The sequence below is a fragment of the Thermodesulfobacteriota bacterium genome, from assembly GCA_040755095.1.
Taxonomy (GTDB): Bacteria; Desulfobacterota; Desulfobulbia; order Desulfobulbales; family JBFMBH01; genus JBFMBH01.
On record JBFMBH010000035.1, the window covers coordinates 1 to 24,851 of the forward strand.

The 24,851-nt window shown below is 65.2% G+C and carries 16 protein-coding genes, 2 tRNA genes and 3 rRNA genes; 9 read left to right on the top strand and 12 right to left on the bottom strand.

Annotated elements, in window-relative coordinates; genetic code table 11:
* The first annotated feature begins 413 nt into the window (after positions 1-413).
* From AB1634_07375 to rrf, 5 genes are all read left to right on the top strand, one after another.
* Positions 414-1,975: ribosomal RNA gene (locus AB1634_07375) — 16S ribosomal RNA — on the top strand.
* 129 nt (positions 1,976-2,104) lie between these two features.
* Positions 2,105-2,183 (top strand) — tRNA-Ile (locus tag AB1634_07380).
* A 14-nt stretch (positions 2,184-2,197) separates the two neighbouring features.
* Positions 2,198-2,273 (top strand) — tRNA-Ala (locus tag AB1634_07385).
* Positions 2,274-2,390: 117 nt separating this feature from the next.
* A 23S ribosomal RNA gene (locus AB1634_07390) occupies positions 2,391-5,393 on the top strand.
* A gap of 34 nt (positions 5,394-5,427) precedes the next feature.
* A 5S ribosomal RNA gene (gene rrf, locus AB1634_07395) occupies positions 5,428-5,544 on the top strand.
* Together the 16S, 23S and 5S rRNA genes with 2 tRNA genes alongside form the textbook arrangement of a ribosomal RNA operon.
* 75 nt (positions 5,545-5,619) lie before the next feature.
* Here the strand turns inward: rrf and AB1634_07400 are convergent.
* The 4 genes from AB1634_07400 to AB1634_07415 form a co-directional block, all read right to left on the bottom strand.
* A complete protein-coding gene (locus AB1634_07400; protein ID MEW6219346.1) occupies positions 5,620-6,771 on the bottom strand; it encodes a PAS domain S-box protein in 1,152 nt (383 codons plus the stop codon).
* A gap of 93 nt (positions 6,772-6,864) precedes the next feature.
* Positions 6,865-9,042 (bottom strand): ferrous iron transport protein B, encoded by a 2,178-nt coding sequence (feoB, locus tag AB1634_07405; protein ID MEW6219347.1) that lies wholly within the window; start codon positions 9,040-9,042, stop codon positions 6,865-6,867.
* 27 nt (positions 9,043-9,069) lie between these two features.
* Positions 9,070-9,297 carry a FeoA family protein gene (locus tag AB1634_07410; GenBank protein ID MEW6219348.1) on the bottom strand — a complete coding sequence of 76 codons (228 nt, stop codon included), beginning with the start codon at positions 9,295-9,297 and terminating at the stop codon, positions 9,070-9,072.
* 46 nt (positions 9,298-9,343) lie between these two features.
* Positions 9,344-10,039: a transcriptional repressor gene (locus AB1634_07415; GenBank protein MEW6219349.1), complete on the bottom strand. Its 696-nt coding sequence runs from the start codon at positions 10,037-10,039 to the stop codon at positions 9,344-9,346.
* A gap of 173 nt (positions 10,040-10,212) precedes the next feature.
* Between AB1634_07415 and AB1634_07420 the strand changes: the two genes are divergently transcribed.
* Positions 10,213-11,928: a DUF4080 domain-containing protein gene (locus tag AB1634_07420; GenBank protein ID MEW6219350.1), complete on the top strand. Its 1,716-nt coding sequence runs from the start codon at positions 10,213-10,215 to the stop codon at positions 11,926-11,928.
* Here the strand turns inward: AB1634_07420 and AB1634_07425 are convergent.
* The gene (locus AB1634_07425) at positions 11,913-12,788 is read right to left on the bottom strand and encodes an HDOD domain-containing protein (protein MEW6219351.1); all 876 of its coding nucleotides are present in this window, start codon (positions 12,786-12,788) and stop codon (positions 11,913-11,915) included. The two genes, AB1634_07420 and AB1634_07425, sit on opposite strands and share 16 nt — an antisense overlap.
* Positions 12,789-12,952: 164 nt before the next feature.
* Here AB1634_07425 and AB1634_07430 point away from each other — a divergent pair, with 164 nt between their 5' ends.
* Complete coding sequence (locus AB1634_07430; GenBank protein MEW6219352.1) at positions 12,953-14,653, top strand: hypothetical protein; 1,701 nt, start codon at positions 12,953-12,955, stop codon at positions 14,651-14,653.
* A gap of 21 nt (positions 14,654-14,674) precedes the next feature.
* Here AB1634_07430 and AB1634_07435 read toward each other — a convergent pair whose 3' ends face one another.
* Genes AB1634_07435 through AB1634_07455 form a run of 5 tightly spaced genes read right to left on the bottom strand, consistent with a single transcriptional unit; the run spans position 14,675 to position 20,801 of the window.
* Complete coding sequence (locus AB1634_07435; GenBank protein MEW6219353.1) at positions 14,675-15,583, bottom strand: diguanylate cyclase; 909 nt, start codon at positions 15,581-15,583, stop codon at positions 14,675-14,677.
* Entirely contained in the window at positions 15,558-16,031 is a 474-nt protein-coding gene (locus tag AB1634_07440; GenBank protein ID MEW6219354.1) for a chemotaxis protein CheW, read from the bottom strand. Before AB1634_07440 ends, AB1634_07435 begins: the two co-directional genes overlap by 26 nt.
* On the bottom strand, positions 16,031-18,325 hold the full coding sequence (locus AB1634_07445) for a methyl-accepting chemotaxis protein (GenBank protein ID MEW6219355.1): 2,295 nt from the start codon (positions 18,323-18,325) through the stop codon (positions 16,031-16,033). The genes AB1634_07440 and AB1634_07445 overlap by 1 nt, the downstream gene beginning before the upstream one ends.
* Positions 18,326-18,368: 43 nt before the next feature.
* Positions 18,369-20,450 (bottom strand): chemotaxis protein CheA, encoded by a 2,082-nt coding sequence (locus tag AB1634_07450; GenBank protein ID MEW6219356.1) that lies wholly within the window; start codon positions 20,448-20,450, stop codon positions 18,369-18,371.
* Positions 20,451-20,501: 51 nt separating this feature from the next.
* Entirely contained in the window at positions 20,502-20,801 is a 300-nt protein-coding gene (locus tag AB1634_07455) for an STAS domain-containing protein (GenBank protein ID MEW6219357.1), read from the bottom strand.
* Positions 20,802-20,920: 119 nt separating this feature from the next.
* On the opposite strand from AB1634_07455, the gene AB1634_07460 reads away from it, so the two are divergent.
* Together AB1634_07460 and AB1634_07465 are read left to right on the top strand one after the other, a co-directional pair.
* Positions 20,921-21,610: a triose-phosphate isomerase family protein gene (locus AB1634_07460; GenBank protein MEW6219358.1), complete on the top strand. Its 690-nt coding sequence runs from the start codon at positions 20,921-20,923 to the stop codon at positions 21,608-21,610.
* A gap of 129 nt (positions 21,611-21,739) precedes the next feature.
* A complete protein-coding gene (locus tag AB1634_07465) occupies positions 21,740-22,987 on the top strand; it encodes an ATP-binding protein (GenBank protein ID MEW6219359.1) in 1,248 nt (415 codons plus the stop codon).
* Between the two features lie 52 nt (positions 22,988-23,039).
* Here the strand turns inward: AB1634_07465 and chrA are convergent, their stop codons facing one another.
* Together chrA and AB1634_07475 are read right to left on the bottom strand one after the other, a co-directional pair.
* Positions 23,040-24,191, bottom strand: a complete 1,152-nt coding sequence (gene chrA / locus AB1634_07470; GenBank protein MEW6219360.1) for a chromate efflux transporter — start codon at positions 24,189-24,191, stop codon at positions 23,040-23,042.
* Positions 24,192-24,233: 42 nt separating this feature from the next.
* Positions 24,234-24,785, bottom strand: a complete 552-nt coding sequence (locus tag AB1634_07475; GenBank protein MEW6219361.1) for a sigma-70 family RNA polymerase sigma factor — start codon at positions 24,783-24,785, stop codon at positions 24,234-24,236.
* Between the last annotated feature and the right edge of the window lie 66 nt (positions 24,786-24,851).

Genomic DNA, 24,851 nt, shown 5'->3' on the forward strand with positions numbered 1-24,851 from the left:
CGTCGATCTCCGCCGACCGACAGCCGCGCCAGACCTCCCGCCGCTTCCCAACCAGCCTCCGCTCCCGGACAGAGGCACACCTCCCACCAGTCCCGGCACTGCAAGGGCTGCATGTCCTCCCTACCGGCTCGTCGCGCTACCCGGTTATCGAATATCCAGGGGTGGGAATCAGCCTTGACATCGCGGACGGAATCGTCTAAATACGTGGCCTCGCCGACCGGCACCGATTGTTGATCACTCGAAAAAAAAGTGATTGACGCAGGGCGGGGGCGAAGCTATATTGATTTCCTTCGCGGGGCCACAGCGGTCCTGGCCGAGTCAACGATCCTTGAAAACTGAATAGCGAGAGTGCGTAGGGCCCTTTTGGAGAGAGCGTCTGTTTTGGGGGGACCCAAATCAGGCGGTAGGGAATCAAACTGGAGAGTTTGATCCTGGCTCAGAACGAACGCTGGCGGCGTGCCTAACACATGCAAGTCGTACGCGAAAGTGGGTTTCGGCCTGCGAGTAGAGTGGCGCACGGGTGAGTAACGCGTAGGTAATCTACCCTGATATTTGGGATAACTTACCGAAAGGTGGGCTAATACCGGATAAGCTTTTTGGGTCGCGAGGCCTGGGGAGGAAAGGTGACCTCTGAAGATGTTACCGTATCAGGATGAGCCTGCGTACCATTAGCTAGTTGGTGAGGTAACGGCTCACCAAGGCCGCGATGGTTAGCGGGTCTGAGAGGATGATCCGCCACACTGGAACTGGAACACGGACCAGACTCCTACGGGAGGCAGCAGTGAGGAATTTTGCGCAATGGGCGAAAGCCTGACGCAGCGACGCCGCGTGGGTGAAGAAGGTCTTCGGATCGTAAAGCCCTGTCGAGTGGGAAGAATGGCCTGGAGTCGAACAGGCTTTGGGTTTGACGGTACCACTGAAGGAAGCACCGGCTAACTCCGTGCCAGCAGCCGCGGTAATACGGAGGGTGCGAGCGTTGTTCGGAATTACTGGGCGTAAAGGGCGCGTAGGCGGCCGTGTAAGTCAGATGTGAAAGCCCATGGCTCAACCGTGGAAGTGCATCTGAAACTGCGTGGCTTGAGTATGAGAGGGGGAAGTGGAATTCCCGGTGTAGAGGTGAAATTCGTAGATATCGGGAGGAATACCTGTGGCGAAAGCGACTTCCTGGCTCAATACTGACGCTAAGGCGCGAAAGCGTGGGGAGCAAACAGGATTAGATACCCTGGTAGTCCACGCTGTAAACGATGAGCACTAGGTGTAGGAGGTGTTGACCCCTTCTGTGCCGTAGCTAACGCATTAAGTGCTCCGCCTGGGGAGTACGGCCGCAAGGTTAAAACTCAAAGGAATTGACGGGGGCCCGCACAAGCGGTGGAGTATGTGGTTTAATTCGACGCAACGCGAAGAACCTTACCTAGGTTTGACATCCCGGGGATCCTGATGAAAGTTGGGAGTGCCTCGTCAAGAGGAGCCTGGAGACAGGTGCTGCATGGCTGTCGTCAGCTCGTGTCGTGAGATGTTGGGTTAAGTCCCGCAACGAGCGCAACCCTTGCCCTTAGTTGCCAGCATTCAGTTGGGCACTCTAGGGGGACTGCCGGTGTTAAACCGGAGGAAGGTGGGGATGACGTCAAGTCCTCATGGCCTTTATGCCTAGGGCTACACACGTACTACAATGGTCGGTACAAAGGGCAGCGACCCTGCGAGGGGTAGCGAATCCCGTAAAGCCGGTCTCAGTCCGGATCGGAGTCTGCAACTCGACTCCGTGAAGTTGGAATCGCTAGTAATCGTGGATCAGCATGCCACGGTGAATACGTTCCCGGGCCTTGTACACACCGCCCGTCACACCACGAAAGTTGGCTGTACCAGAAGTAGCTGGGCTAACCCGCAAGGGGGGCAGGCTACCAAGGTATGGTTGATGATTGGGGTGAAGTCGTAACAAGGTAGCCGTAGGGGAACCTGCGGCTGGATCACCTCCTTTAGAAGGACGGCATATGCCTGACTAGGTCAACCTCTACGCACGCGCTCGCTATTCAGTTTTGAGGGATTGTTGTAGGTCAGCAGTCGGGGGCAGAGGGAATCTGTTTTCTGGCTTTTGCCGTCTGGATGGGGGCCTATAGCTCAGTTCCGGTTAGAGCGCACGCCTGATAAGCGTGAGGTCACTGGTTCAAGTCCAGTTAGGCCCACCACGAGGTAGGAGATCGGGGGTGTAGCTCAGCTGGGAGAGCGCCTGCTTTGCACGCAGGAGGTCATCGGTTCGAATCCGTTCACCTCCACCAGGTGCCGATTGCCGGGCTCATATCCGGAGCGGATATGGGGCCAGCAGCCGGTGGCTGCATGATCTTTGAAAAGTGAATACAGGGTAACCTACAGTAGCTGAGTTGAAACCAGTTTATGGTCAAGCTACTAAGGGCAGACGGTGGATGCCTTGGCACCGAGAGGCGACGAAGGACGCGGAAAGCTGCGAAAAGCTCCGGGGAGCTGCTAACGGGCTTTGATCCGGAGGAATCCGAATGGGGGAACCCACCTGGAGTGATGTCCAGGTATCGCGAGCTGAATTCATAGGCTTGCGAGGCGAACGAGGGGAACTGAAACATCTTAGTACCCTCAGGAGAGGAAAGCAAAAGCGATTCCCTGAGTAGTGGCGAGCGAAAGGGGAGCAGCCCAAACCTTGTGCGTGTAAGCCTGCAAGCGTTGCGCACGGGGGGTTGTGGGGTCTTGCCGGAGGAGGTTGCAGCCTCTTCGGGGAGTTACCAATTTGCTTCATAGCAGAACGGCCTGGAAAGGCCGGCCATAGGGGGTGAGAGTCCCGTATGCGAAATGGAGCGAGCTTCCTGGGCGAGAAACCCGAGTACCACGGGGCACGTGAAACCTTGTGGGAATCTGGGAGGACCATCTTCCAAGGCTAAATACTTCTCGGTGACCGATAGTGAACCAGTACCGTGAGGGAAAGGTGAAAAGTACGGGGGCGACCCGAGTGAAATAGTACCTGAAACCGTCTGCTTACAAGCGGTGGGAGCACTATGTGCGCGAGCACAGTGTGACTGCGTGCCTTTTGCATAATGAGTCAGCGAGTTACCCTATGCAGCGAGGTTAAGCCGTGAGGTGGAGCCGCAGCGAAAGCGAGTCTGAACAGGGCGTCATAGTTGCATGGGGTAGACCCGAAGCCGAGTGATCTATCCATGGCCAGGGTGAAGTCTTGGTAACACGAGATGGAGGCCCGAACCAGTGTAGGTTGAAAACTGCTTGGATGAGCTGTGGATAGGAGTGAAAGGCTAATCAAACTCGGTGATAGCTGGTTTTCCCCGAAACATATTTAGGTATGGCCTTGCGAGTTTAGTGGCGGAGGTAGAGCACTGAATGGGCTAGGGGTCTCACCGGATTACCAAACCCAAACAAACTCCGAATGCCGCCAACGTAGATCGCAGGAGTCAGACTACGGGTGATAAGATCCGTGGTCGAGAGGGAAAGAACCCAGATCGCCAGCTAAGGTCCCAGAATGTATGCTAAGTGGTAAAGGAGGTGGAACTGCCTAGACAACCAGGAGGTTGGCTTAGAAGCAGCAATCCTTCAAAGAAAGCGTAATAGCTCACTGGTCGAGTGGGTCCGCGCCGAAAATTTACCGGGGCTCAAGCATACTACCGAAGCTGCGGGTTCTGTCATCAGACAGAGCGGTAGGGGAACATTGTGGCGTCAGTGAAGGCATACCGTAAGGAGTGCTGGAGATTCCACAAGAGCTTATGCTGACACGAGTAGCGAAAATGCGGGTGAGAAACCCGCACGCCGTAAGCCTAAGGTTTCCTGAGTCAAGTTAATCTGCTCAGGGTTAGTCGATCCCTAAGCCGAGGCCGAGAGGCGTAGGTGATGGGAAACAGGTTAATATTCCTGTACCACTGTAGGGGCGTTTGAGCGAAGGGGGGACGCAGAAGGGTAGGTCAGCCGGGTGTTGGACGTCCTGGCTCAAGCCTGTAGGCGGGGGATCTAGGCAAATCCGGATTCCCGTAACGCTGAGGGGTGATGACGAAGCCGCCTAGCGGCACCAAAGTGATTGAGCCCATGCTGCCAAGAAAAGCCTCGTAGCGAGTCTCTACAGTGATCGTACCGCAAACCGACACAGGTAGGCAGGGAGAGCATCCCGAGGCGCGTGAGAGAACTCTGGTTAAGGAACTCGGCAAAATAACACCGTAACTTCGGGAGAAGGTGTGCCCTCATTAGGTGAAGCGGCTTGCCCGTGGAGCCGAGGGGGGTTGCAGAGAAACGGGGGGAGCGACTGTTTACTAAAAACACAGGACTCTGCGAAGTCGTAAGACGAAGTATAGGGTCTGACGCCTGCCCGGTGCTGGAAGGTTAAGGGGAAGTGTCAGGGCAACCAAAGCACTGAACCGAAGCCCCAGTAAACGGCGGCCGTAACTATAACGGTCCTAAGGTAGCGAAATTCCTTGTCGGGTAAGTTCCGACCTGCACGAATGGCGTAACGATTTCCCCACTGTCTCAACCAGAGGCTCAGCGAAACTGTAGCACCGGTGAAGATGCCGGTTACCCGCAACTAGACAGAAAGACCCCGTGCACCTTTACTACAGCTTGGCATTGTATTCTGGGCTGACATGTGTAGGATAGGTGGGAGACTGTGAGACGTGGGCGCTAGCCCATGTGGAGTCAACGTTGAAATACCACCCTTGTTATCTTAGAATCCTAACCTCGGATCCTGATCGGGTTCAGGGACAGTGTCTGGCGGGTAGTTTGACTGGGGCGGTCGCCTCCCAAAGTGTAACGGAGGCGCGCGAAGGTTCCCTCAGGCTGATTGGAAACCAGCCGCAGAGTGTAAAGGCATAAGGGAGCTTGACTGCGAGACTGACGAGTCGAGCAGGTACGAAAGTAGGCCTTAGTGATCCGGCGGTTCCGCATGGAAGGGCCGTCGCTCAACGGATAAAAGGTACGCCGGGGATAACAGGCTTATCTCCCCCAAGAGTCCATATCGACGGGGAGGTTTGGCACCTCGATGTCGGCTCATCGCATCCTGGGGCTGGAGCAGGTCCCAAGGGTTTGGCTGTTCGCCAATTAAAGCGGTACGTGAGCTGGGTTTAAAACGTCGTGAGACAGTTTGGTCCTTATCTGTTGCGGGCGGAGGATATTTGAGGGGAGCTGTTCCTAGTACGAGAGGACCGGGACGGACGAACCGCTAGTGTTCCAGTTGTCGCGCCAGCGGCATAGCTGGGTAGCTATGTTCGGCCGGGATAACCGCTGAAAGCATCTAAGCGGGAAGCCCCCCCCAAGATGAGATATCCCGTGGTGAAAGCCACCTGAAGGCACCTCGGAGACGACGAGGTCGATAGGTCGGGTGTGGAAGTCCGGTAACGGATGAAGCTTACCGATACTAATCAGCCGTGCGGCTTGACCATATTATCTGTATGTTACCCTGTATTCCTTGATATTTTCGGTGGCCATAGCGAGAAGGCAACACCCGTTCCCATTCCGAACACGGCCGTTAAGCTTCTCAGCGCCGATGGTACTGCCCGGGAGGCTGGGTGGGAGAGTAGGTCGCCGCCGAATCCCTTGCGCAAAGAAACAAACAAAAACCCCGCCCCTGGACCGTCCAGGAACGGGGTTTTTTGTTGCCGGCGCTCGTTACGCGGTGCGGCCCCAGGCGGCCGGCTGGACCTCCAGCTCCCACGGCCCGCGGATGAGCGAGGCGGGTTGAGGGGCACACTCGGCTGCCGGCGGCGGCGTCGGTGCCGGTGCCGCCGGAGGCTGCTCCGCCCCCGAGCTGGCCGCCTTTTCGATGTCGATGATGTGCTGGTTGCCGGCATAGGGCTTCACGGCGTAGCGGCTCACTTGCGAGACTTGCCGGCCCAGGTGGGCCATCTTGCGTACCTCGCCGTCCAACTGCTCCATGAGCGCTTCCCGGCGGTTATCGGCCAGGCGCTTGTTCTTGAGCAGCCACAGAAGGCCTGTGACCACCTGCAAGGGCTGGTTGAATTCGTGCGCTGCGGCCCCCGCCATCTCCAACACCCCTCGCAGCTTCTCCTGCTCCAAGCGCAGCAGCTCGGCACGTCTCCGCTCCGTGACATCGAGGATGACCGCCAGGGCCTCCGGGCTGCTGCCCTCGTCGCCGAGAGGCGTCAGCGACCACTCCACCTCCCGGAACTCACCGGTGGCGGCCAGCATCCTGGCGGCCAGAGGCATGCCGGCGCTGTCCTCCTGCAGGCCGTCCAGCCGGGCTTCCAGCTCCGGCCGCGTCTGGGGATGGCAGAACGGCCAGATGCTCTCGCCCACGAACTGGGCGCGGCTGGCGCCGAAGAAGCGCAGGGCGTTCCGGTTGGCGTCCAGCCAGCGTTGGGCGGCAAGGTCGATGCGGACGATCATGACACTGGGGCTGAGCTCAACCAGTTGCCGGTACCGGGAATGGCTGCGCAGGAGGGCCGCCTCGTGCCGGCGGCGCTCCTGGCGGAAATCCCAGAGCTGGACGCCGGCGAACAAGGCCACCAGGCCACCAAGGCCTAGTCCCCCTACCCCGCGGCGCCACAGCAGGGGCTCCCACTGCTGCCAGACGTCCGGGGCCGCACCGCGGACAGCGGCGCGGAAGGCGTCCAAGCCATGGAACAGCCAGAACAGGTAGAGGGCCGTTCCGGCGGCAAGAAACAGGAAGATGGTCAGCCGGGTGTCCGGCCAGGACCACGGGGCGGTGGCGGGGAGAACGGTGGGGGGGGAGGGGGGGAAGTGGGTCAGGAAATGGCTCGGGCGCCGGCCGCGGCGCCGATGGGCACGCAGGTTGGACATGACGCTCCTCGGTCTGGGTTCTCGGCTCGCTCCCGGCGCACACACCGGGGCCGTTCCAGTATACCGACCCCGAGGGTCAGATGCCAGAGGGTTCTACCCCCAGCCCAGGAAGGCGCCGGCCCGGCGGATGGCGAAGGCGACAGCCCAGGCCAGGACCACCAGGTAGGCGATGGAGAAGGCCATCCAGGCCAGGGAGCGGGTCTCCCGCCAGATGGTGATGACCGACACCAGGCACGGTGTGTAGATCAGGACAAAGACCATGAAGGCGTAGGCCACCACCGGTGACAGGCCGCTGGCCTGCAGGGCACGGCGCAGGCCCTCCGAGGTGGCTTCAGCCTCGTCGCCCACTTGGTAGAGCACGCCCATGGAGCTGACCACGATCTCCTTGGCCACAAAGCCGGTGAGCAGCGAAACGCTCATCCGCCAATCGAACCCCAGGGGCCGCAGCACCGGCTCGATGAAGCGGCCCATGCGGCCGATGTAGCTGTTCTCCACCTGCTGCCGGTGCCAGGCGCGCCGCACCGTTTGCAGTTCGGCCTGCAAGGCCTCCTGGCTGGGCAGATCCGGGGCTGCCGCCAGCCGGGTCTCCACGGCCGCGATTCGGGCCTGGTAGCTGGCGTCCTCCGCCGTCTGGCGGGGGAACGCCCCCAGGAACCAGACAACAATGGCAAAGCACAGCACCACCCCACCCATCTTCTGGAGATAGACGGCCGTCTTCTCCCACATGTGGATGACGATGGTGTTCAGGGTGGGCATACGGTACGGGGGGAGCTCCATGACAAAAGGAGCGATCTCCCCACGGAATAAAGTGCGCTTGAACAGTTGGCCCATGAGGATGGCCAGCACGATGCCCAGAAGATAGATGCTGAAGATGACGTTCCCTTCCCGATCCGGGAAGAAGGCGCCGGCAAAGAGGATGTAGACCGGCAGCCGCGCCGAACAGCTCATGAGCGGGTTGATCAGGATGGTGAGCAGGCGGTCCCGCCGGCTCTCCAGGGTGCGGGTGGCCATGATCGCCGGCACATTGCAGCCGAAGCCCATGATCATGGGGATGAAGGACTTGCCATGCAGGCCCAGGGTGTGCATGACCCGGTCCATGATGAAGGCGGCCCGGGCCATGTAGCCGGTGTCCTCCATCAGGCTGATGCCCAGATACAGAATGAGGATGTTGGGGAGGAAGACGATCACCCCGCCGACGCCGCCGATGATCCCGTTCACCAGGAGATCCTCCAGCAGGCCGTCCGGCAGCAGTGCGGCCACCCGGCCGCTGCACCACTCCACCCCCTGCTCGATCCAGGACATGGGATACTCGCCCAGGGTGAAGGTGCCGTTGAAGAGCAGGTACATGAACAGCAAGAGGACAGGGAAGCCCAGAAACCGGTTGGTGAGCAGGCGGTCCGCCTGATCGGTGAGGGTGATGCGCTCGGCCCGCGACAGCTTCTGGGCCTCCTTGACGGCCCCGCCGATGAAGCCGTAGCGGCCGTCGGTGATGAGGGTTCCGGCCTCGTCCTGGGGAAAGATCGTTCCCAGGTGGCGGGTCGAGGCCGCGAGCTGCGCCAAAATGGCAGCCTGGGCCGGCGAGGCCTTGACCTTGTCCAGGATATGGCGGTCCACCTCCAGGAGCTTCACCGCCAGCCAGCGGGGATAGTACCGGGTCTTCAGCTCGGGATCCCGGGCGATGGCCTGCTTCAAGGCGGCGATCTCCGTTTCCACCTCTCGGCCGTAGTTGACATGGATATGGCGTGCTGACGAGTGCTGGTCCGCCGCTACCGCCAGGACCGCATCCAGAAGCTCGCTCAGCCCCTGGCCCCTGGTGCCCACGGTCTGGACAATGGGCACGCCGAGGAGAGACTCCAACAGGTGATAATCGGTCTCGATGCCCCGGGCCTCGGCGGCATCCACCATGTTCATGGCAAAGACCAGCTTGATGTTCAGCTCGATGAGCTGGGTGGCGAGATAGAGGTTCCGCTCCAGGTTGGTGGCGTCCAGGATCACCACCACCACCTCCGGCTTCTCCTCCAGGATGTAATCCCGGGCGACGATCTCTTCGATGGAGTAGGCCGTAAGGGAGTAGATGCCAGGCAGATCCACCACCCGGATCTCCCGGCCGGCGTGCTGGAGGCGCCCCTCCTTCTTTTCCACGGTCACGCCGCCCCAGTTGCCGACCTTCTGGTGGGAGCCGGTGAGGCGGTTGAAGATGGTGGTCTTGCCGGCATTGGGGTTGCCAGCCAGGGCGATGGTCAGGGGCAAAGGGGCAGGGCTCTCAGGCATAGGCAGGCGCCGCAGCGGGCGGGCAGGTCAGTCGATCTTGTCGATCAGGATCTGGGCGGCCTCCTCGTGGCGGAGGCTGATGTGGTAGCCCTTGATGAGGTATTCCACCGGATCGCGCAAGGGCGCGTACTTGATGACCAGGACCTCAGCGCCGCTCACGAAGCCCATCTCCTGGAGGCGCTTGCGCAAGGCTCCCTGGACGGTCAGGCGTCGAATATGGCCCCGCTCGCCGGCCTTCAGCTGGTCCAAGGTCATGGTCGCGAAAGGCTCCGGTGGGCGGAAGGGCTGGCGGCTGCAGGGGTCATGGCCGGCCGGCCTCCCGGGCCGGGCTGACCTCGATCTTGCCAGCCAGGCCGTGCCCCAGGGCCAGCCGCGTGCCCTTGGCGGCGACGATGAACGGCCCCGGGGCATCCCGCTGGATGACCTCGATCCACAGCCCGACGTGGAGGCCCATGGCCGCCAGGCGGGACTGGATCTCCCGGCCACCCCGGATGCGCGCGATGCGTACCTCCTCGCCGATGGAGGCCAGTGCCAGTGGCATGGTGGGGGTGCGCTCGTCGTTGCAGGCCTGGCACAGGCCGTAGACCTCGTTCTTGTGGTGCAAGGGGTGGAACTGGTAATCCCGGGCGATCTCCAGCTGCAGCCGTTCCAGCTCCGGGCTGCTGAACTCCTGGATGCGGCCGCAGCGCGTGCAGATGAAATGATCGTGGTGCAGGCCGAGATGCTCGTGCTCGTATCGGGCCTCCTGGAGATCGAACACCCGCCGCTTGGCGAAGCCAAAGTGGCACAGGAGGTCCATGGTCTCCTGGAGGAAGGCCCGGTCCGGTGCCGCAACGCCCCGCTGTCGCAGCATCTCCTCCACGTCCGCCAGGGTGAGGTGCCGTTCCGTGGACAGGAAGACATCCAGGATCAACAGCCGCTCGTCGATGCGGCTGCCTTGGCAGGCGCGGAGAACCGCGGCAAACTGTTCCGCCTCGCGGGCGTGCTGGTCGTTCATGGCCTGTGGACACCGAAACGGCTGTTGATCGGCCTGGACAAAGGCCGGCAGGAACCCGGGGAGGGCAGACAACGGTCCCTAGATTTGTGCTTTTTTCACGTTGCTGTCAAGCTGAAACCCTCTCCAGCCCGGGGCAGCCAGGCTGCATCCGGGCTGCCATCCGGGAGACCGCCATGCTCGTCAAGCTCGTGGCCCTGAACGCCCGCTATCTGCACACCTGTCCCGGCATCCTCGCGGTCCGGGAAGAGCTGCGGGCCCGGCTGCCCGGCATCCGCCTGGAGCTGGCGCAGTGCACCATCAATGATCCCTACTACCGCCTCCTCATCCGGATCAGCGCCGGCGGACCGGATGCCATCTTCTTCTCGGTGGCGGTCTGGAACGCGGCCCTCGTCACCTCTCTGGCCCAGGACCTGGCCGCCGCCTTGCCGTCCTGCGCCATCGTTCTCGGCGGTCCGGAGATCAGCAGCCGCGAGCGGGCGGGCGATCCCTTGGCCCGTTTTGTCTGGGTCCAGGGCGAGGTGGAAGGGCTGGGCGAGGCGTTCTACCAGGACTTGGCGGCCGGCACCCTGGCGCCCCTTTACCAGGCCAAGGAGCCGGCGCGCTTTCCCTGCCCTTACCGGGACGAGGATCTGGCCGGGCCACTCCGGGAACGGGCGGTCTATTACGAGGCCAGCCGCGGCTGTCCGTTTGGCTGCAGCTACTGCCTGTCCAGCCGAAAGCCCCGGGTGCGGGAAAAGGATCTTGCCCTGGTCCGGGTCGAGCTGTCGCGCCTGCTGGCGGCACGGCCCCGAAACCTCCGGTTCGTGGACCGGACCTTCAACCTGGATCCGCGGCGCACCCTGGCCATCTGGCAGCATCTCCTGCGCCACGGCGATCCGGAAACGGTCTGCCACTTCGAGATCAGCGCCGACCTCATCACCGGCGACATGCTCGCCTTTCTGGCCACCGTGCCGGCCGGTCGCTTCCGGTTCGAGATCGGCATCCAGTCCGCCCATCCGCCGGCCCTGGCCGCGGTTCGGCGGCCATGGCATCCGGAGCGTCTGACCGCCGTGGTGCCGGCCCTGGTGGCCCTGGACACCGTGCATGTCCACGCCGACCTCATCCTCGGCCTGCCCCACGAAACCGCGGAGAGCTACGCCCAGGGCTTCGACTTCGTCTTCCGCCTTGCCCCGCACCATCTCCAGATGGGGCTTCTCAAGGTGCTACCCGGCACCCCTTTGGCCAACGAGGCAGAGCGATTCGGTCTCGTCTTCAGCCGCCGGCCTCCCTATCCGCTCCTGGCCAACCGCTGGCTGGACCATGAGTCCCTGGCTGACCTCTTCTGGCTCGGCGAGACCGTGGAGGCCTTCTGCAACAACCGGTTCTTCTGCCGGTTCTGGGACTGGCTGCGGCGAAGCGACGACAGCCCCTTCACGTTCCTTTCCCACCTGGCTGACCGTTGCCGCAAGACGGGCTTCTTCGCTCAGCCGCCCACCCAGGAGCGGCTGAGCGGGCTTCTGGCCGCCAGCATCGACGAACGGCCGGAGCGGCCGCTTCTGGTGGAGATCCTCCGCCACGACTGGCTGGCCTGCGGCCACCGCTTCCTGCCCGATCATCTCGGCGGCAGCAGGCTCCTGGCCGAGGCCCGGGAGACCCTGCGGCGCCTCCTGCCCCAGAGCTGGCCTGGTCTTTACGCCCACCACGAGCGGGAGGAGCTGCTCAAGAGGTCGACCTTCTGCTGGCTTGGCCGGGAGAGCCTGGCGGCAGTGGGACTGCAGGCGGAGGGCGGCCGCTACCTGGGCTTTCTGCCCGAGCGGGCCGGCGGGGTCCATGGCCACCAGCGACGGCTGCTGCTGCCAGCGGGTCTGGGGGCGGCACCGGTGTGCCGGCAGGATCAGGATGCGGAATGACCGTGCTCGGCGAACAGGGACGAGGTCTTCATGTATTCGCCGAAGAACTCGTCGATGATGGCCTCCATCCCTTCCTGGAATCCGGGCAGGAATGACCAGTCTTCCTGGGCGGTGGCCATCTCGTCCAGGGGCGGCGGGATCTGGGTGGTCAGACCGTGGATGCCAATGCTCTCCACCACGGCATTGGCGGCGAAGACGATCCGGCTGGCCAGAGGCGCAGTGACGATCCCTGGGCGGTCGTGGTGGCTGCCCACCGGATCGACGATGGCAGTGGGCAGGCCCCAGTCCGCCAGCAGAGCCTTGCCCACCCGGGCGTGATCCGTGCCCAGCACGGAGCGCTCCCACGCAACCCCGGACGGCTTGCCGGCGGCGTCCGGCCCGCGCCGCCCCGCCTCCTGCTGCAAGGGCCGGTTGAGGAGCACCTTGCCGATATCGTGGAGCAGGGCGGCGGTGTAGACGGCGGCCGGCTCGGTCTCCCGGGCATGCCGGGCCAGGATGGCGGCCAGGATGGCCGTGGCATGGCTGTGGCGCCACAGTGCCCCCGGCTCTAGGTTGTAGGCGATCTGGGGCGAGCGCAGGCATGCCACCGAGGCGCCGGTGATGGCAATGATCTTGATGGCGTCTACCCCCAGCCGGATGACGATCTCCCGCACCGAGTGGATCTGGTGCATATGGCCATAGTAGGCGGAGTTGGCCATGCGCAGCATGGTGGCGGTGAGATTGGGATCCCGCTCGATGGTCGCCTCCAGGGTGGCCAGATCACAATGGGGCTCGTGGGCGTGCTGGAGCACCTCCAGGGCTACCCGGGGGCAGGGGACCAGCTTGTCCACATTGCGGATGAACTGCTCTTCGACGCTCACGGCTGGCTTCTATCCTCGCCTGCAGCGGGCATTTCTGCCCGGACTGGCTTCAATTATGGCACGGCAGGGCGGCAATGTAAACCGGCGCCGGCCGAGGCCCTGGCCAGCGAGCTTGACAGACTACCCCGGGCTGGGGCTAGATGGAGCCAAAGGAGAAGAGCGCCATGCCGAGTCGAATCGCCTTCCGGAGCATCCTGCCAGCCGCCATCGTCCTCCTGGTCCTGCTGCTGGGCGCCGGCCCCGCGTCCGGCGCCCAGGCCGCCAACCTGCGACCCCGCCGCGTCGCCCTGATCGGCATCGGGGACAGTCTGACCCACGGCACCATGGATGCCACCAACAACGCCATCCACACGGCCAACGCCTATCTCCAGAAGGTGGCGGTGGCCCTGGCCAGCGAGACCCCCCTGGCTTTCCGGCAGCCGTTTTTCAATGTGGCCGAAAAGCGTCTCACCCCCTTCCTGCTGCCCACCAACCTGGGGGTGGACGGCGCCGACATTTTTTCCCTGGCCGGCCTTCTGTACGGCAAGCGAGTGGGGGCGCCGGCCTCGCTCCCGAGTCGGGATCTCCTGGCCGACCGCCTGCTGCCGCGCCTTCTGCGGGACACCTACGACAAGGTCCTCTACCCGATCAATCTCTTCGCCGGAGCGCCCACCTCCCAGGTGGATGCGGCCGTCTGGCTGCTCCAGGACTGGGCCGCGGTGGCCCACCTGGAGCGGTCGCTGGTGGTGCTGTGGGCCGGCAACAACGACTCCAGTCTCGCCGCCCTGGGCGGCGGCGGCGCCAATCCGAGCTTCCAGCCCTTCCCGTTTGCCGCGGTCAAAGACCTTTTGAAGCCGGGCCTGCGCCTGCTCCTGGCCTTTGGTGAGGCCCAGGGGGCCGTCTCCTTCGCCCCCTTCACCCAGGCAGCCATCGAGCGCAACCTCACCGAGAGCGCCGATTTCGCGGCCCAGTATGCCGCGGTGGTGGATCGCCTGCAGGCTGCCGCCGCGGCCGCTCCGGTGCCGGTGGATCTGGTGCTGGTGACGCTGCCCTATTACAGCGCCGTGGGCTATCTCATGGACTCCGAGGACCTGGAGTACTACCTGCGCAAGATCGACCCCGGCTACACAGTGCCGCCCACCTTCAAGCGGGTGGCGCCTTCTGGTCAGCCGGTGACCGATTTTCTGCCCGGCGATCGGGTGTCGCTCCTGACTTTCGGCATGCTCTACGCCATGCTGGCCACTGGCCATTCGGCAGCCGAGGTCAACGCCGTGCTGGAGCGGGACGGGATGCAAGCGGATGGACTGGTGCTTGCCGAGGCCGAGCAGCAGCTGATCATGGCCCGCATCGATGCCTTCAACAGCATCATCCAGGCCCAGGCCGCCTCCCGCGGCCCATTCGTTCATCTGGTGGACGTGGGCGGGGTCCTCAACGGCGCCCTCACCGGGCAGACCCCGGTGGTGGTGGACGGCCGGCAGATGAGCCGGAAATGGGTGCGAGGCGGGGCCTTCAGCCTGGACGGCGTCCATCCCGGCTACACCGGCCAGGCCTTCATCGCCAACCTGGTTGTGGAGCGGCTCAATGCCATCCTGGGGCTTGCGGCCCCTCTCCACGATCTGCCGGCGATCCTGGCCGGCGATCCCTATGTGGATCAGGATGGCGACGGCTGGGCCTCCGGTCCTGCCATCGCGGCCTCGGGCATCACCAGCCTCCTCTATCTCTTCAAGGACCCGGACGATGCTGATCCGGCGGTCGAGCCGGCGATTCCGGCCGATGTCTGGGGCCGGATCTCGGACGTGCTTCTGGCAGAGATCCTGGGCATCCCGGCCGTCCGGGAGGAGGCCAGCCGCCGCGGCCTGGCGCGACCACCGGCCATTGCCGACTGACCGCGACCGCCAGCGGGCGGCTCAGGCAAGGGCCACCACCCGGTTGCGGCCGTTGTCCTTGGCCTGGTAAAGGGCCTGGTCGGCGCACTCGATCAGGGTCCGGGCGTCCAGGATCCGGGGATGGGGGAAGGTGGCGACGCCGACGCTGATGGTCACCGCCAGGGTCAGCTCCTCGTGCCGGAAGGCGTGATCCGCCACCGCCTGCCGCAGGCGGTCCGCGACCAGGAAGGCCTCCGGGGCCGGGGTGCGGTAGAGAAGAAGCGCGAACTCCTCCCCCCCATAGCGGGCAGCCAGATCCGTCTCCCGCATCTGCGACCGGATGAGCCCCCCCAGCGTCCGCAGGACCGTGTCTCCCACCTGATGGCCGTGGGTATCGTTGAAGGTTTTGAAATAGTCGATATCCAGCATGGTGCAGGACAGGGATTCCTGGTAGCGGACCGCCTTCTGGAAGTCCTTGGCCGCGGTCTCCTGGAAGAAGCGATGGTTATAGAGACCGGTCAGCCCGTCCCGGTTGACCAGCTCCTGGAGCTGCCGGTTCTTTTCCCGCAGGCTCTCATAGAGCTCCCGGATCTTGAGATGGGTGTTCACCCGGGCCACCAGCTCCCCTTCATCAAAGGGCTTGGTGACATAATCCGAAGCGCCGATCTCCAGGCCACGCACCTTGTCGGCCGGGTCCGCGCGGGAGGTGAGCATGATGATGGGCATCTCCGGAGTGGCCGCCTGCGCCTTCAGCTGCTCGCAAACCTGGTAGCCGTTCATCCCCGGCATCACCACGTCCAGGAGAATCAGGTCCGGTCGCTCTTGCGCTGCCAGCTCGAGGCCGCTGGGGCCGTCAGCGGCCAGGAGCACCTCGTGGCCGCACCGGTCCAGGATGCCCTTGGCGACATGGGCCACCAGGGCGCTGTCATCGATGATCAGAATCCTGGCCATGGCGCCTCTCCCCCCTTGTGGATGGTCCGGGGTCCAACAGGCCGTCGAGGCAGAGCAGGACGACCGGCTTGTCAGCTGTGTGGCCCAAAGCAGCAACCAGATGCGCAGGCAGTCCGGGTGGCAGGCTGGCCACCGCCTGCAGCTCCTGCCGGGGCATCCGGGTCACATCAATGATCTCGTCCGCGATCAGGCCAACCCGCCGACCTGCCACATCCACCACCAGGATGACGTGGAACCGCGAATACGCGGTGGCTGGCAGGCGGAAGGCTGAGCGCAGGTCGACCACCGGCACAATCGCCCCCCGCAGGCTGATCACCCCCTTGACCCCGGGCTCCGGATCAGGCAACGGCGTCAGGGGCCGGAAGCCCATGACCTCCAGGACGCGCACGGCTTCCAGCCCGTATGTCCGGCCGTTCAGGGCGAAGAGGACACAGAGGTCGGAATCCATCACAGGTCCTGGAATTCGTCGTCGCGCTGGCCCGGAGGCGGCCCGCTATCGGCCCAGCCGGTGGCCAGCCGTTGCCGCAGCGCCGGCGGCCGCGGCACCGGCGTCTCCGGGCGATCCAGGGGGATGGCCACGGCCGGGGCGGGGGATCGGGCGGCACCGGTCCCCGCGCTGGCACTGTCGAGGACGAACATCTCGGTGGTCTCCTTCAGCACCTCCACCGTGTTGCCGAGGCTCTTCATCTCCTGGGCGATCTCCTCGGCAAAGCAGGTGTTCTTTTCGTTGACGTCACAAAGCTCCAGCACCCCCTTGTTGATTTGCCCCATGCCGCTGGCACTTTCTTCGCTGCTGAGCTTGATCTCCTCCAGGGCCTGGGACACCTGCGCCGAGGTCTGCACGATCCTGGCCAGGGAGTCGTTCACCCTGTCCACCCATTCGTGGGCCGTGGTGGCGGAGCTTCTGATCTCCCGCACCAGCAGGTCGATGTCCTTGGCCGAGGCAGCGCTCCGCTTGGCCAGGTTGCGCACCTCCTCCGCCACCACCGCGAAGCCACGGCCATGCTCGCCAGCCCGGGCCGCCTCGACCGCCGCATTGACGGAGAGGAGATTGGTTTGGAAGGTGATCTCGTTGATCAGCTCGGTCATCTCTTCGATCTTCTGGCTCTTGCCGGACATCACCACCATGGCCTGGGCGGTCTTTTCCACCAGGCCGCGGCCGTCCTCGGCCACCTTCACCGCATCCTTGGCCAGGGCATCGGCGCGGCGGACATTGGTCAGGTTCTCGCGGATGTTGGCCGCCAGCTGCTCGAGGGTGCTGCTGATCTCTTCCATGGCGCCAGCTTGTTGCTGGGTCCGATCGGAAAGGTTGGCGTTCTCCCGGGAGATCTTCCAGACGCCGCTGGCCACCGGCAGGGTGTAGTCCTTCACCTTGCCGATCAGGGCCACCATGCCGTCCAGGGTTTCGTTGATGCGGCGGGTCATGAGATCCATGGCATCGGCAGCCTCGGCGACGCCGGCCGCCTGGCCCCGGGCGGTGAAGTCGCCGTGCGCCGCCCGCCCCAGGACCGCCGACAGCTCCAGCACCCTGGCCTCCAGCGCCTTCTTGGCTTCTTCCTCCCGGCGGTATGCCCCCTGCAGCTGCTGCTCGGCCGCCACCTCCACGGAGAGATCCCGGATGATCTCGTAGCCACCCAGGACGTGGCCAGCGGCGTCCCGCAGCACCGAGGCGCTGGTCATGACCGGGATCTCCCGGCCACTCCGGTCGCGCAGGGTCATGCGCCGGCCCACCGTGGCCTTGCCGGTGGCCATGGCCCGCTTGACCGGACAGCTGCTCTCGCAGGCGTCGCTCTGAAAGACCTCCTGGCAGGCCTTCCCCACCAGTCCGTCAGCGGGCAGGTCCAGCAGGCGGGTTGCCGCCTCGTTGACAAAGGTCACCCGCATCCCGGCGTCCACGATGAAGAAGGGATCGGAGATGGCGAGCTTCAGGCTGTTGGCGTATTCGATCCGGTCCCGGATGCTCTTGACCATCTCGTTGAAATTGTTCGTGAGATGGCCGATGGAGTCCTGGTGCTCGTCATGGATCTCCACGCTGACGTCGCCGGCGGCCACCTTGCTGGTGAGCGATTCCAGAACGCCGATGCGCCGGCTCACCAGGCGGACGAAGGACGAGTAGAGAAGCACCACCAGGCCGACCAGGGTCAAGACGGCGTACAGGATCAGCCGGTCCCGGGCCGCATGGATGGAAGCCAGCACTGTCATCAGGGACTGCTTCACCACCACCGCGCCGAGCACCGGGCGGTAGTCGCTGTGGCAGTGGTGGCAGGCCGGCTCGTTGAGGATGGGCCTGAGGACCACCATGGAGGTGTGGCTGCCGTCCTGATCCACCAGCGGGTGGGGGGGCGGGGTGCCGGTGAGCAGGGCCTTGGCCAGGGCCTGTCTGGCCTCTTCTGTCCCCAGATAGAGATCCATGTTGTTGTGGATGTGCCCCTCCTGGGAGGCGTAGGTGATGACATGGGCGAAATCGGTGATGGCGATGTCGAGGCCGCTGTTGTGCTCCCCGATGCCTTTGAGCTGCTCTTCCACCGTCTTGCTGTCGCCGACCGACATCGGGAACTTCATGGCGCTGTATGTATTTTCCAACAGCAGGCGGGACGACTCCTCCACCAGCTTCATCGCCGTCGCGGTGTGGAAGGCGATCCCCTGATAGAGGGCAAAGCCCATGCACAGACCGACCACCAGGCTGGTGGCCAGCAGGAACTTGACGCGCATGCGGGTGGTCCTGAGCAGCTCACGGATCATGGCGGCAGTCACCTCTCTATAACGTCGTCCCACGTTTGCAGCTTCACTCAGCCAGGCGCAGCAACGGCCCCTTTTCGCCCGCCAGCAAGGCTTCCTCCAGCACGCCCAGATCAAGCACCAGCGCCACGGCGCCGTCCCCCAGCAGGCTGGCCCCGGCCAGCCCCTTGACCCCCCGGAAGTTGGTCTCCAGGCTCTTGACCACCACCTGCTGGGGATCGAGAACCTCGTCGACCAGCAGGCCGAAACGCCGCTGGCCGGTGTCGAGAAGGATCACCGCCATCCGGCGCTCTTCGTCTGGGGCCGCACCTTCCGCGGCCAGCTGGCCCAGGTCCAGGAGGGGCAGATACTCGTCCCGGAGCCGGTAGAGCCTCTGGCCAGGGCCGACGGTCTCCGTGCGGTTGCGGCGGTAGGGCTCGGTCGCCCGGATCCCCAGGAGCGGGACCAGGTAGGAGACGTTGCCGCTCCGGACGTGCAGGGCCTCCAGGAGGGTGAAGGTCAACGGCAGCTCCAGAAGGAAGGTGGTCCCTGCCCCTGGCCGGGTGTCCATGGCCAGACGACCGCCCAGGCGGCCCACTTCGGTCCGCACGACGTCCATGCCGACGCCCCGCCCGGACAGCTCGGTCACCTGGGCTGCCGAGGAAAAGCCGGGGGAGCAGACCAGGTCCAGCAAGGTGTCCTGATCGAGCGCCTGATCCTGCCGTATGAGCCCCATCTCCCGGGCCCGCTGGCGGATCCGGATGAGGTCGAAGCCGCGGCCATCGTCGCTGATCTCAACCAGGATCCGGCCGCCGCGGCGGCTGGCCGCCAGCGACAGCGTGCCCGCTGCCGGCTTGCCCGCCGCCAGTCTTGCCTCCGGCGGCTCGATGCCGTGATCGATGCAGTTGCGGACCAGGTGCTTGAGCGGGTCGGCCACCCGCTCGATGACCTCCCGGTCCAGCTCCACCTCGGCACCGGCTACAAGCACCCGCACCTGTTTGGCGCTGGCCGCCGCCGTGTCGCGGGCCAGCCGCTGGAAACGGCGGAACAGGTCCGCCAGGGGTGCCATCCGGACCTGCGCGACCCGCTCTTGCAGCTCCCGATTCAGCTTGGCCAGGGCCGCCAGCTCCCGGCTGACCGCATCGGGATGCGGCCTGGTCCCATTTTCGAACAGGCCCTGCAGGCGGGATACCGCAACGCGCATCTCGTCGGCGAGGTCAACCAGGCAGTCGAGCTTCTCCACGCCGACCCGGATGCTCGCTCGCTCGGCCTGGGGCCGACTCTCGGGCCCGGCGGCAAGGGAATCGGTTGGCGTCACACCACGGTCGCCGGGCAACCGCTCGCCGGAGGTGCCGGCTGGCTGGGCCGCAGCCCCACCCTCGCCTCTGTCTCCCGCCGCCGGGGGCAGTGTAGTGCCATCGCCGGCTGCTTCCTCGACCAGGAGATCGCAGTCTTGGCTGGCGGCAGCCAGGTACGCCCGGACCTCATCGGCGGTCGCGGCGGTCTGCAGGGTGAGGTGCCAGGCCAGGTAGAGCCGGCCCGGGGCGAGCTGATCGAAAGGGGGGAGTCGGGAAAGGTCGGCCGCGAGGTCTTCCACCTCGCCCAGATCGGACAACCCGGCCACCAGGACCAGGGGGTCGGGGCCGGCGGCCGGCAGCTCGCCAGGAAAGGTCAGCCCGAGGCGAAGACGGGTGGTGGCCACGCTTGGGGAGGCCGTTGGCAACAACACCGCCGGCGCAGCCGGCGGGCTGCCGGCCTCTTTCACCAGCTGGTGGAGCTGGGCCGCGCGGGCAGCGAGCAGCTCAGGGTCGATGGCCCCGGGGGCACCCCGCGCCCCGCCCCGCACCATGGCTCCCAGGAGGTCGAGGTCCTTGAGCAGGAAGGAGGCCAGCGGCCTGGTCAGCGCCAGCTGGTGGCTGCGCAGCCGGTCCAGGAGGCTCTCCAGCCCGTGCAGATGGCTGGAGATGGGCCCCATGCCCACCATGGCGGAGCTGCTCTTCAGGGTGTGGACAGCCCGGAACAGCTCTTCCAGCTCTCGGCCGGCGGCCGGTGCGGCCTCGAGACGCAGCAGGGCCGCCTCGGCGCTGCCGAGAAGGTCATCGACCTCGTTGAGGAAGATCGCCAGGAGCTGGCTGCGCTCATCGACCATGGGCTCGCCACAGGGTCGCGGACCGGAGGCCAGCCGGGGCAGATGGCGCGGTCACGGGCAGAGGAGCTGCCGCAGGCCGGTCTTCACCAGGATGTCTTCCAGCTCCGGCGACAGCCTGGTGATCTGCCAATCCCTGTTCGGCGGCAGTGTCCGGCGGAAGGCAATGAGGAGCTGGACGGCCAGGGCATCCACGGCCGTCACCCCCCCCAGATCGAGGGCAATTCTCTGGGCGCGGCCCAGATCGTCTTCCAGGAAGAGTCGCAGATAGTCGAGATGCTCGGCGGTCATGGGACCTGCCAGAAGGAAGACCCCTGCCGCATCCTGCTCAATGGTGAGCCTCTGTGCCATCATCCCCCATACCCTGGAGCAGTATAGCGCAGCGCCGTGGCATTATGGAATCCTGTCTGCCATAATCTCCGGCAGTGGTGCACGTTGTGGATAGCTGGCGCTCCGGCGGGGAGGAATGGTTCATGATCAGGTATGTGCTCGCCAACTGGAAGTCCAATCTGGACACAACCCAGGCCCGAAGCTGGCTGGCGACCTTCCGCCGTTGCCACCGGCCGGACCCCCGGGTGCAGGTGCTGGTCGCGCCGTCGTTTGTGGGTCTGTCGCCTTTGTGGCAGGCGCTCCAGGAGGAGCCGATCCCCCATCTGTCCCTGGCGGTGCAGGACCTGTCGCCCTTTCCCCTCGGGGCTTACACCGGCGCGGTGGCAGCGGCCCTGGTCCGGGGGCTGGCGACCCACGCCATGGTCGGCCACAGCGAGCGGCGGCGCCATTTCCATGAGACCCCGCAGGAGATCGCCAACAAGGTGAGCGAGGCCACGGCAGCGGGCCTCGTGCCGATCCTCTGCCTGGATCTGCCCTATGCCCGCGCCCAGATCGGGGCGGTGGCCGATGCCGATGCCGATCGCCTGCTGATCGGCTACGGGCCGGAGGAGGCCATCGGCATCCAGGTGGCCCAGGCCCCGGAGCTGGCGGCAGCGGCGGTGCGGGAGATCGGCGTCCTGCTGCCGGGGCGGCCGCTTCTCTACGGCGGCTCCGTGGACGCTGGCAGCGCGGCAGTCTACCTGGGCCTGCCCGGGGTGTCCGGGGTGATGGTCGGCTCGGCCAGTCTGGACCCCGAAGGCTTTGCCGCCATCTGTGCCGCTGCCGGCCGCTGAGCCGCCGTTCTCCCTTGCGGCGGGCATGGATGGAAGCCGGCGGCCCAGGGACCGGTCGTCCCGCTGGCTGGTGGGTGTCCCGCCGGAAAAGTCCTTGAATTCTGGTGGTCTCATCACTAGAATTCTCGCATGTATCATCCCCGCCTTCTCACAGACCGTCTGCTGCGCCTTTCCTCGGTCTTCCCGGTAGTGGTCATCACCGGGGCACGGCAGGTGGGCAAGAGCACGCTCCTGGCCCATACCCTTGGCCAACAAATGAACACCGTGGTCTTCGACCCGGTGCTGGACGTGGAGAATGCCCGCCAGGATCCGGAGCTGTTCCTGGACAACCGGCCGCCACCGATCATCCTGGACGAGATCCAGTACGCCCCGGAGCTCATTCCAGCCATCAAGCGCCGGGTGGACCGGCAGCGCCTGCCAGGGCAGTATATCCTCACCGGCTCCCAGCAGTGGGGGGGGCTGCGCAGCGTGGCCGAAAGCCTGGCCGGCCGGGCGGTGTTCCTGGATCTCGAAGGCTTCTGTCTGGCCGAGATGGTGCCGCAGACCCGGGGGGGCAGCTGGCTCGACCGCTGGCTGGCCGATCCGGCGGCCCTGCTGGCGGCCCGGCCCGGCCGGCTGGCGGTGCCGGGCACCCTGTACGAGACCCTGTGGCGGGGCTTTCTCCCCGAGGCCCGCTTCATCCCCCTGGACACGGTCCCCGATTTCCACGCCGCCTACCAGCGCACCTACATCGAGCGGGACGTGCGGCTCCTGGCCGAGGTGTCGGACTGGCATCTTTTCGGCCGCTTCCTCCGTCTGGCCGCAGCCTTGACCGGCCAGGAGATCAACCACAGCCATCTCGGCCGGGAGCTGGGCCTCACCCCCCAGACCGTCAAGCGCTGGCTGGATATCCTCATGGCCACCTTCCAGTGGCACGAGGTGCCGGCCTTTTTCGGCAATGCCGTCAAGAAGGTCAGCGGCAAGCCGAAGGGCTATCTGGCCGACACCGGCTTGGCTTGCGCGGCCCAGGCGGTGTCGTCACCGGTGGCCCTCGGCGGCCATCCCCTCCTGGGCGCTCTCTTCGAGACCGCGGTGGTGGCGGAGCTGCGCAAGCAGTGCTCCCTGGTCTCGCCCCGGCCCCTTCTCTGCCACTGGCGGGCCTATGGCGGCGCCGAGGTGGACATCCTCATCGAGCGGGACGGCCGGTACTTTCCCGTCGAGATCAAGGCCAAGACCAATCCCGGCCGGCGGGACGTGGCCGGCATCAGCGCCTTCCGCAAGCGCTACCCGGAGCTGGCCGTGGCCGCCGGCCTGGTGCTGGCACCGGTCGCCGCGCCCCTGCGGCTCTCCGAGCAGGACTATGCGCTGCCATGGGACCTGGCCATGCCGGAGGCGTGATCCTTGCAAGGATGCCTTGGGTCGGCCCTGCGTTTGACTTTTCCGGACAGTGTCAGAAGAGGAGCACCGAGACAGCGGCACCCGCCAGCACAACCGGCAGGGGGTCGGCCTTTCTGAGCAACCCGGCAAGGCCGGCGGCAAAGAGGAGCACCCGCGCCATGTCCCAGGGAACGGCTGCCGCGAATTGCGCGGTGACAAAGAAGAGGAGCCCCACGAACGAGGCGAGCATCCCCCTCGTGGCGCGGAGAAGCCAGGTCGAAGCCTTCAGCCGGTCGAAAAAGGGGACAGCCGCGACCAGGACCACGAAGGACGGCGTGAAGATGGCGATGGTGGCCACCAGCGCGCCGGCCAGGCCGGCAACCATGTAGCCGACGAAGGTCGAGGTGATGACGATGGGCCCGGGCGTGAGCTGGCCGAGGGCGATGCCGTCCATGAAGACCTTGGCGTCCAGCCATTCCCGGATGACGACCACCTCGTGGAGCATCAGCGGCAGGGAGGCGAACCCGCCGCCGTAGGCAAAAAAATCGATCTTGAGCATCAGGGTCGCCATCGCGAAGAGCCGCCGGTCGTAGGCGGCAAGCCCGCCCAACCCAACCAGCAGCGCGCCGGCAAGGAGCAGCACCGGCGCCGCCGTCCGCCTCGCCGATGCCTCGGGTGGGCCGGGCGAACGAGCCGAGCGGAGGTTCTTGAACAAAACCAGACCCGACAGGGCGGCTGCGGCCAGCACGACAAAGGGGCTCGCGCCTGCCCCCAGAAGGGCGGCAGACGCGGTGGCCGTCACCGCATCCCTGAAGGTCTTCAGCAGGTTGCGGCCAAACGACCAGGCCGCATGGGCGACGAGCGCGACCACCACCACCTGCAGCCCGGCGAAGGCCGACACGATCCGCGGCACATCGTGGTGCTCGGCGTACAGCACGGAGAGGGCGAGCATCAGCACAAAGGCAGGCAGGCCGAAGCCCAGGAAGGCGAGCAGCGCGCCCGGCAGGCCTCTTGCCCGCAGCCCCACATACGCCGCCATCTGCATGGCGGTGGCCCCGGGGATGGCCTGGCACAGGGCGATGCCCTCCTGAAACAGGGCCTCCCCGAGCCAGGCGTGGCGTTGCACCGCCAGGTCCCTGATGGACGCGACCATCGCCGGACCGCCGAAGGCCGTGAGCCCCAGCCGGAGAAAGGCCAGCCATAATTGCCGCAGCGCAGGCCGCATGCTCGACTCACCGCCCTCTGTCATGGCCGTGGCTGCATCATCCTATCCCGTGCCGGCTCTGAGCACCTTCCGCAGGCCATCCCGGCCCCGGGCCAGGAGCCGCTCCACTGCCTTGGGGGTTGTCTCCATGGTGACCGCAATCTCCTGGTAATTCAACTCATCGTAGTAGCGAAGCACAACCGCCATCCGTTGGGCCTCGGGCAGGGCGGCGAGGGCGGCGCGGACCGCTGCCGCGGTCTCGAGGCGCACCAGCTCGTCCACCGAGGCGGGCCGAGGATCTGTGGCCTCCGGCATCGTCTCCAGAGGGAGGGGCTTCTTCTTCTTCGCCCGATCCAGACAGAGCCGGATGACGATCCGGTGAAAATAGGTCCTGAAAGGCGAATCCGGCTGATAGCGGCGGGCGGCAGCCAGGAGTCGCAAGAAGGCGTCTTGCACCACGTCCTCGGCCTCTTGCCGGTGTCCGAGAAAGCGATAGGCGATTTTCCAGGCCCAGCCCTGATGGCGCCGGACGAGCTCCGCAAAGGCCTCGCCGTCGCCTGCACCGGCGGTGGTGAGGAGCAGCTCGTCGCCGGCTGTCCGGTCAGTGCGGCTCAACCTGGGCTCCTCCGGCGCAGCACGGGCGCGGCTCCTTGCGACCAGGAGGGGCGTACGCCCTTCTGC

Coding starts and splice junctions, on each gene's coding strand:
- AB1634_07455 (MEW6219357.1), bottom strand. CDS start 20,801: ATGATGGCACAGAGGCTCACCATTGAGCAGGATGCGGCAGGGGTCTTC.
- AB1634_07465 (MEW6219359.1), top strand. CDS start 21,740: ATGTATCATCCCCGCCTTCTCACAGACCGTCTGCTGCGCCTTTCCTCG.
- AB1634_07415 (MEW6219349.1), bottom strand. CDS start 10,039: ATGAACGACCAGCACGCCCGCGAGGCGGAACAGTTTGCCGCGGTTCTC.
- AB1634_07400 (MEW6219346.1), bottom strand. CDS start 6,771: ATGTCCAACCTGCGTGCCCATCGGCGCCGCGGCCGGCGCCCGAGCCAT.
- AB1634_07460 (MEW6219358.1), top strand. CDS start 20,921: ATGATCAGGTATGTGCTCGCCAACTGGAAGTCCAATCTGGACACAACC.
- AB1634_07445 (MEW6219355.1), bottom strand. CDS start 18,325: ATGATCCGTGAGCTGCTCAGGACCACCCGCATGCGCGTCAAGTTCCTG.
- chrA (MEW6219360.1), bottom strand. CDS start 24,191: ATGCGGCCTGCGCTGCGGCAATTATGGCTGGCCTTTCTCCGGCTGGGG.
- AB1634_07430 (MEW6219352.1), top strand. CDS start 12,953: ATGCCGAGTCGAATCGCCTTCCGGAGCATCCTGCCAGCCGCCATCGTC.
- AB1634_07450 (MEW6219356.1), bottom strand. CDS start 20,450: ATGGTCGATGAGCGCAGCCAGCTCCTGGCGATCTTCCTCAACGAGGTC.
- AB1634_07420 (MEW6219350.1), top strand. CDS start 10,213: ATGCTCGTCAAGCTCGTGGCCCTGAACGCCCGCTATCTGCACACCTGT.
- AB1634_07435 (MEW6219353.1), bottom strand. CDS start 15,583: ATGGCCAGGATTCTGATCATCGATGACAGCGCCCTGGTGGCCCATGTC.
- feoB (MEW6219347.1), bottom strand. CDS start 9,042: ATGCCTGAGAGCCCTGCCCCTTTGCCCCTGACCATCGCCCTGGCTGGC.
- AB1634_07440 (MEW6219354.1), bottom strand. CDS start 16,031: ATGGATTCCGACCTCTGTGTCCTCTTCGCCCTGAACGGCCGGACATAC.
- AB1634_07410 (MEW6219348.1), bottom strand. CDS start 9,297: ATGACCTTGGACCAGCTGAAGGCCGGCGAGCGGGGCCATATTCGACGC.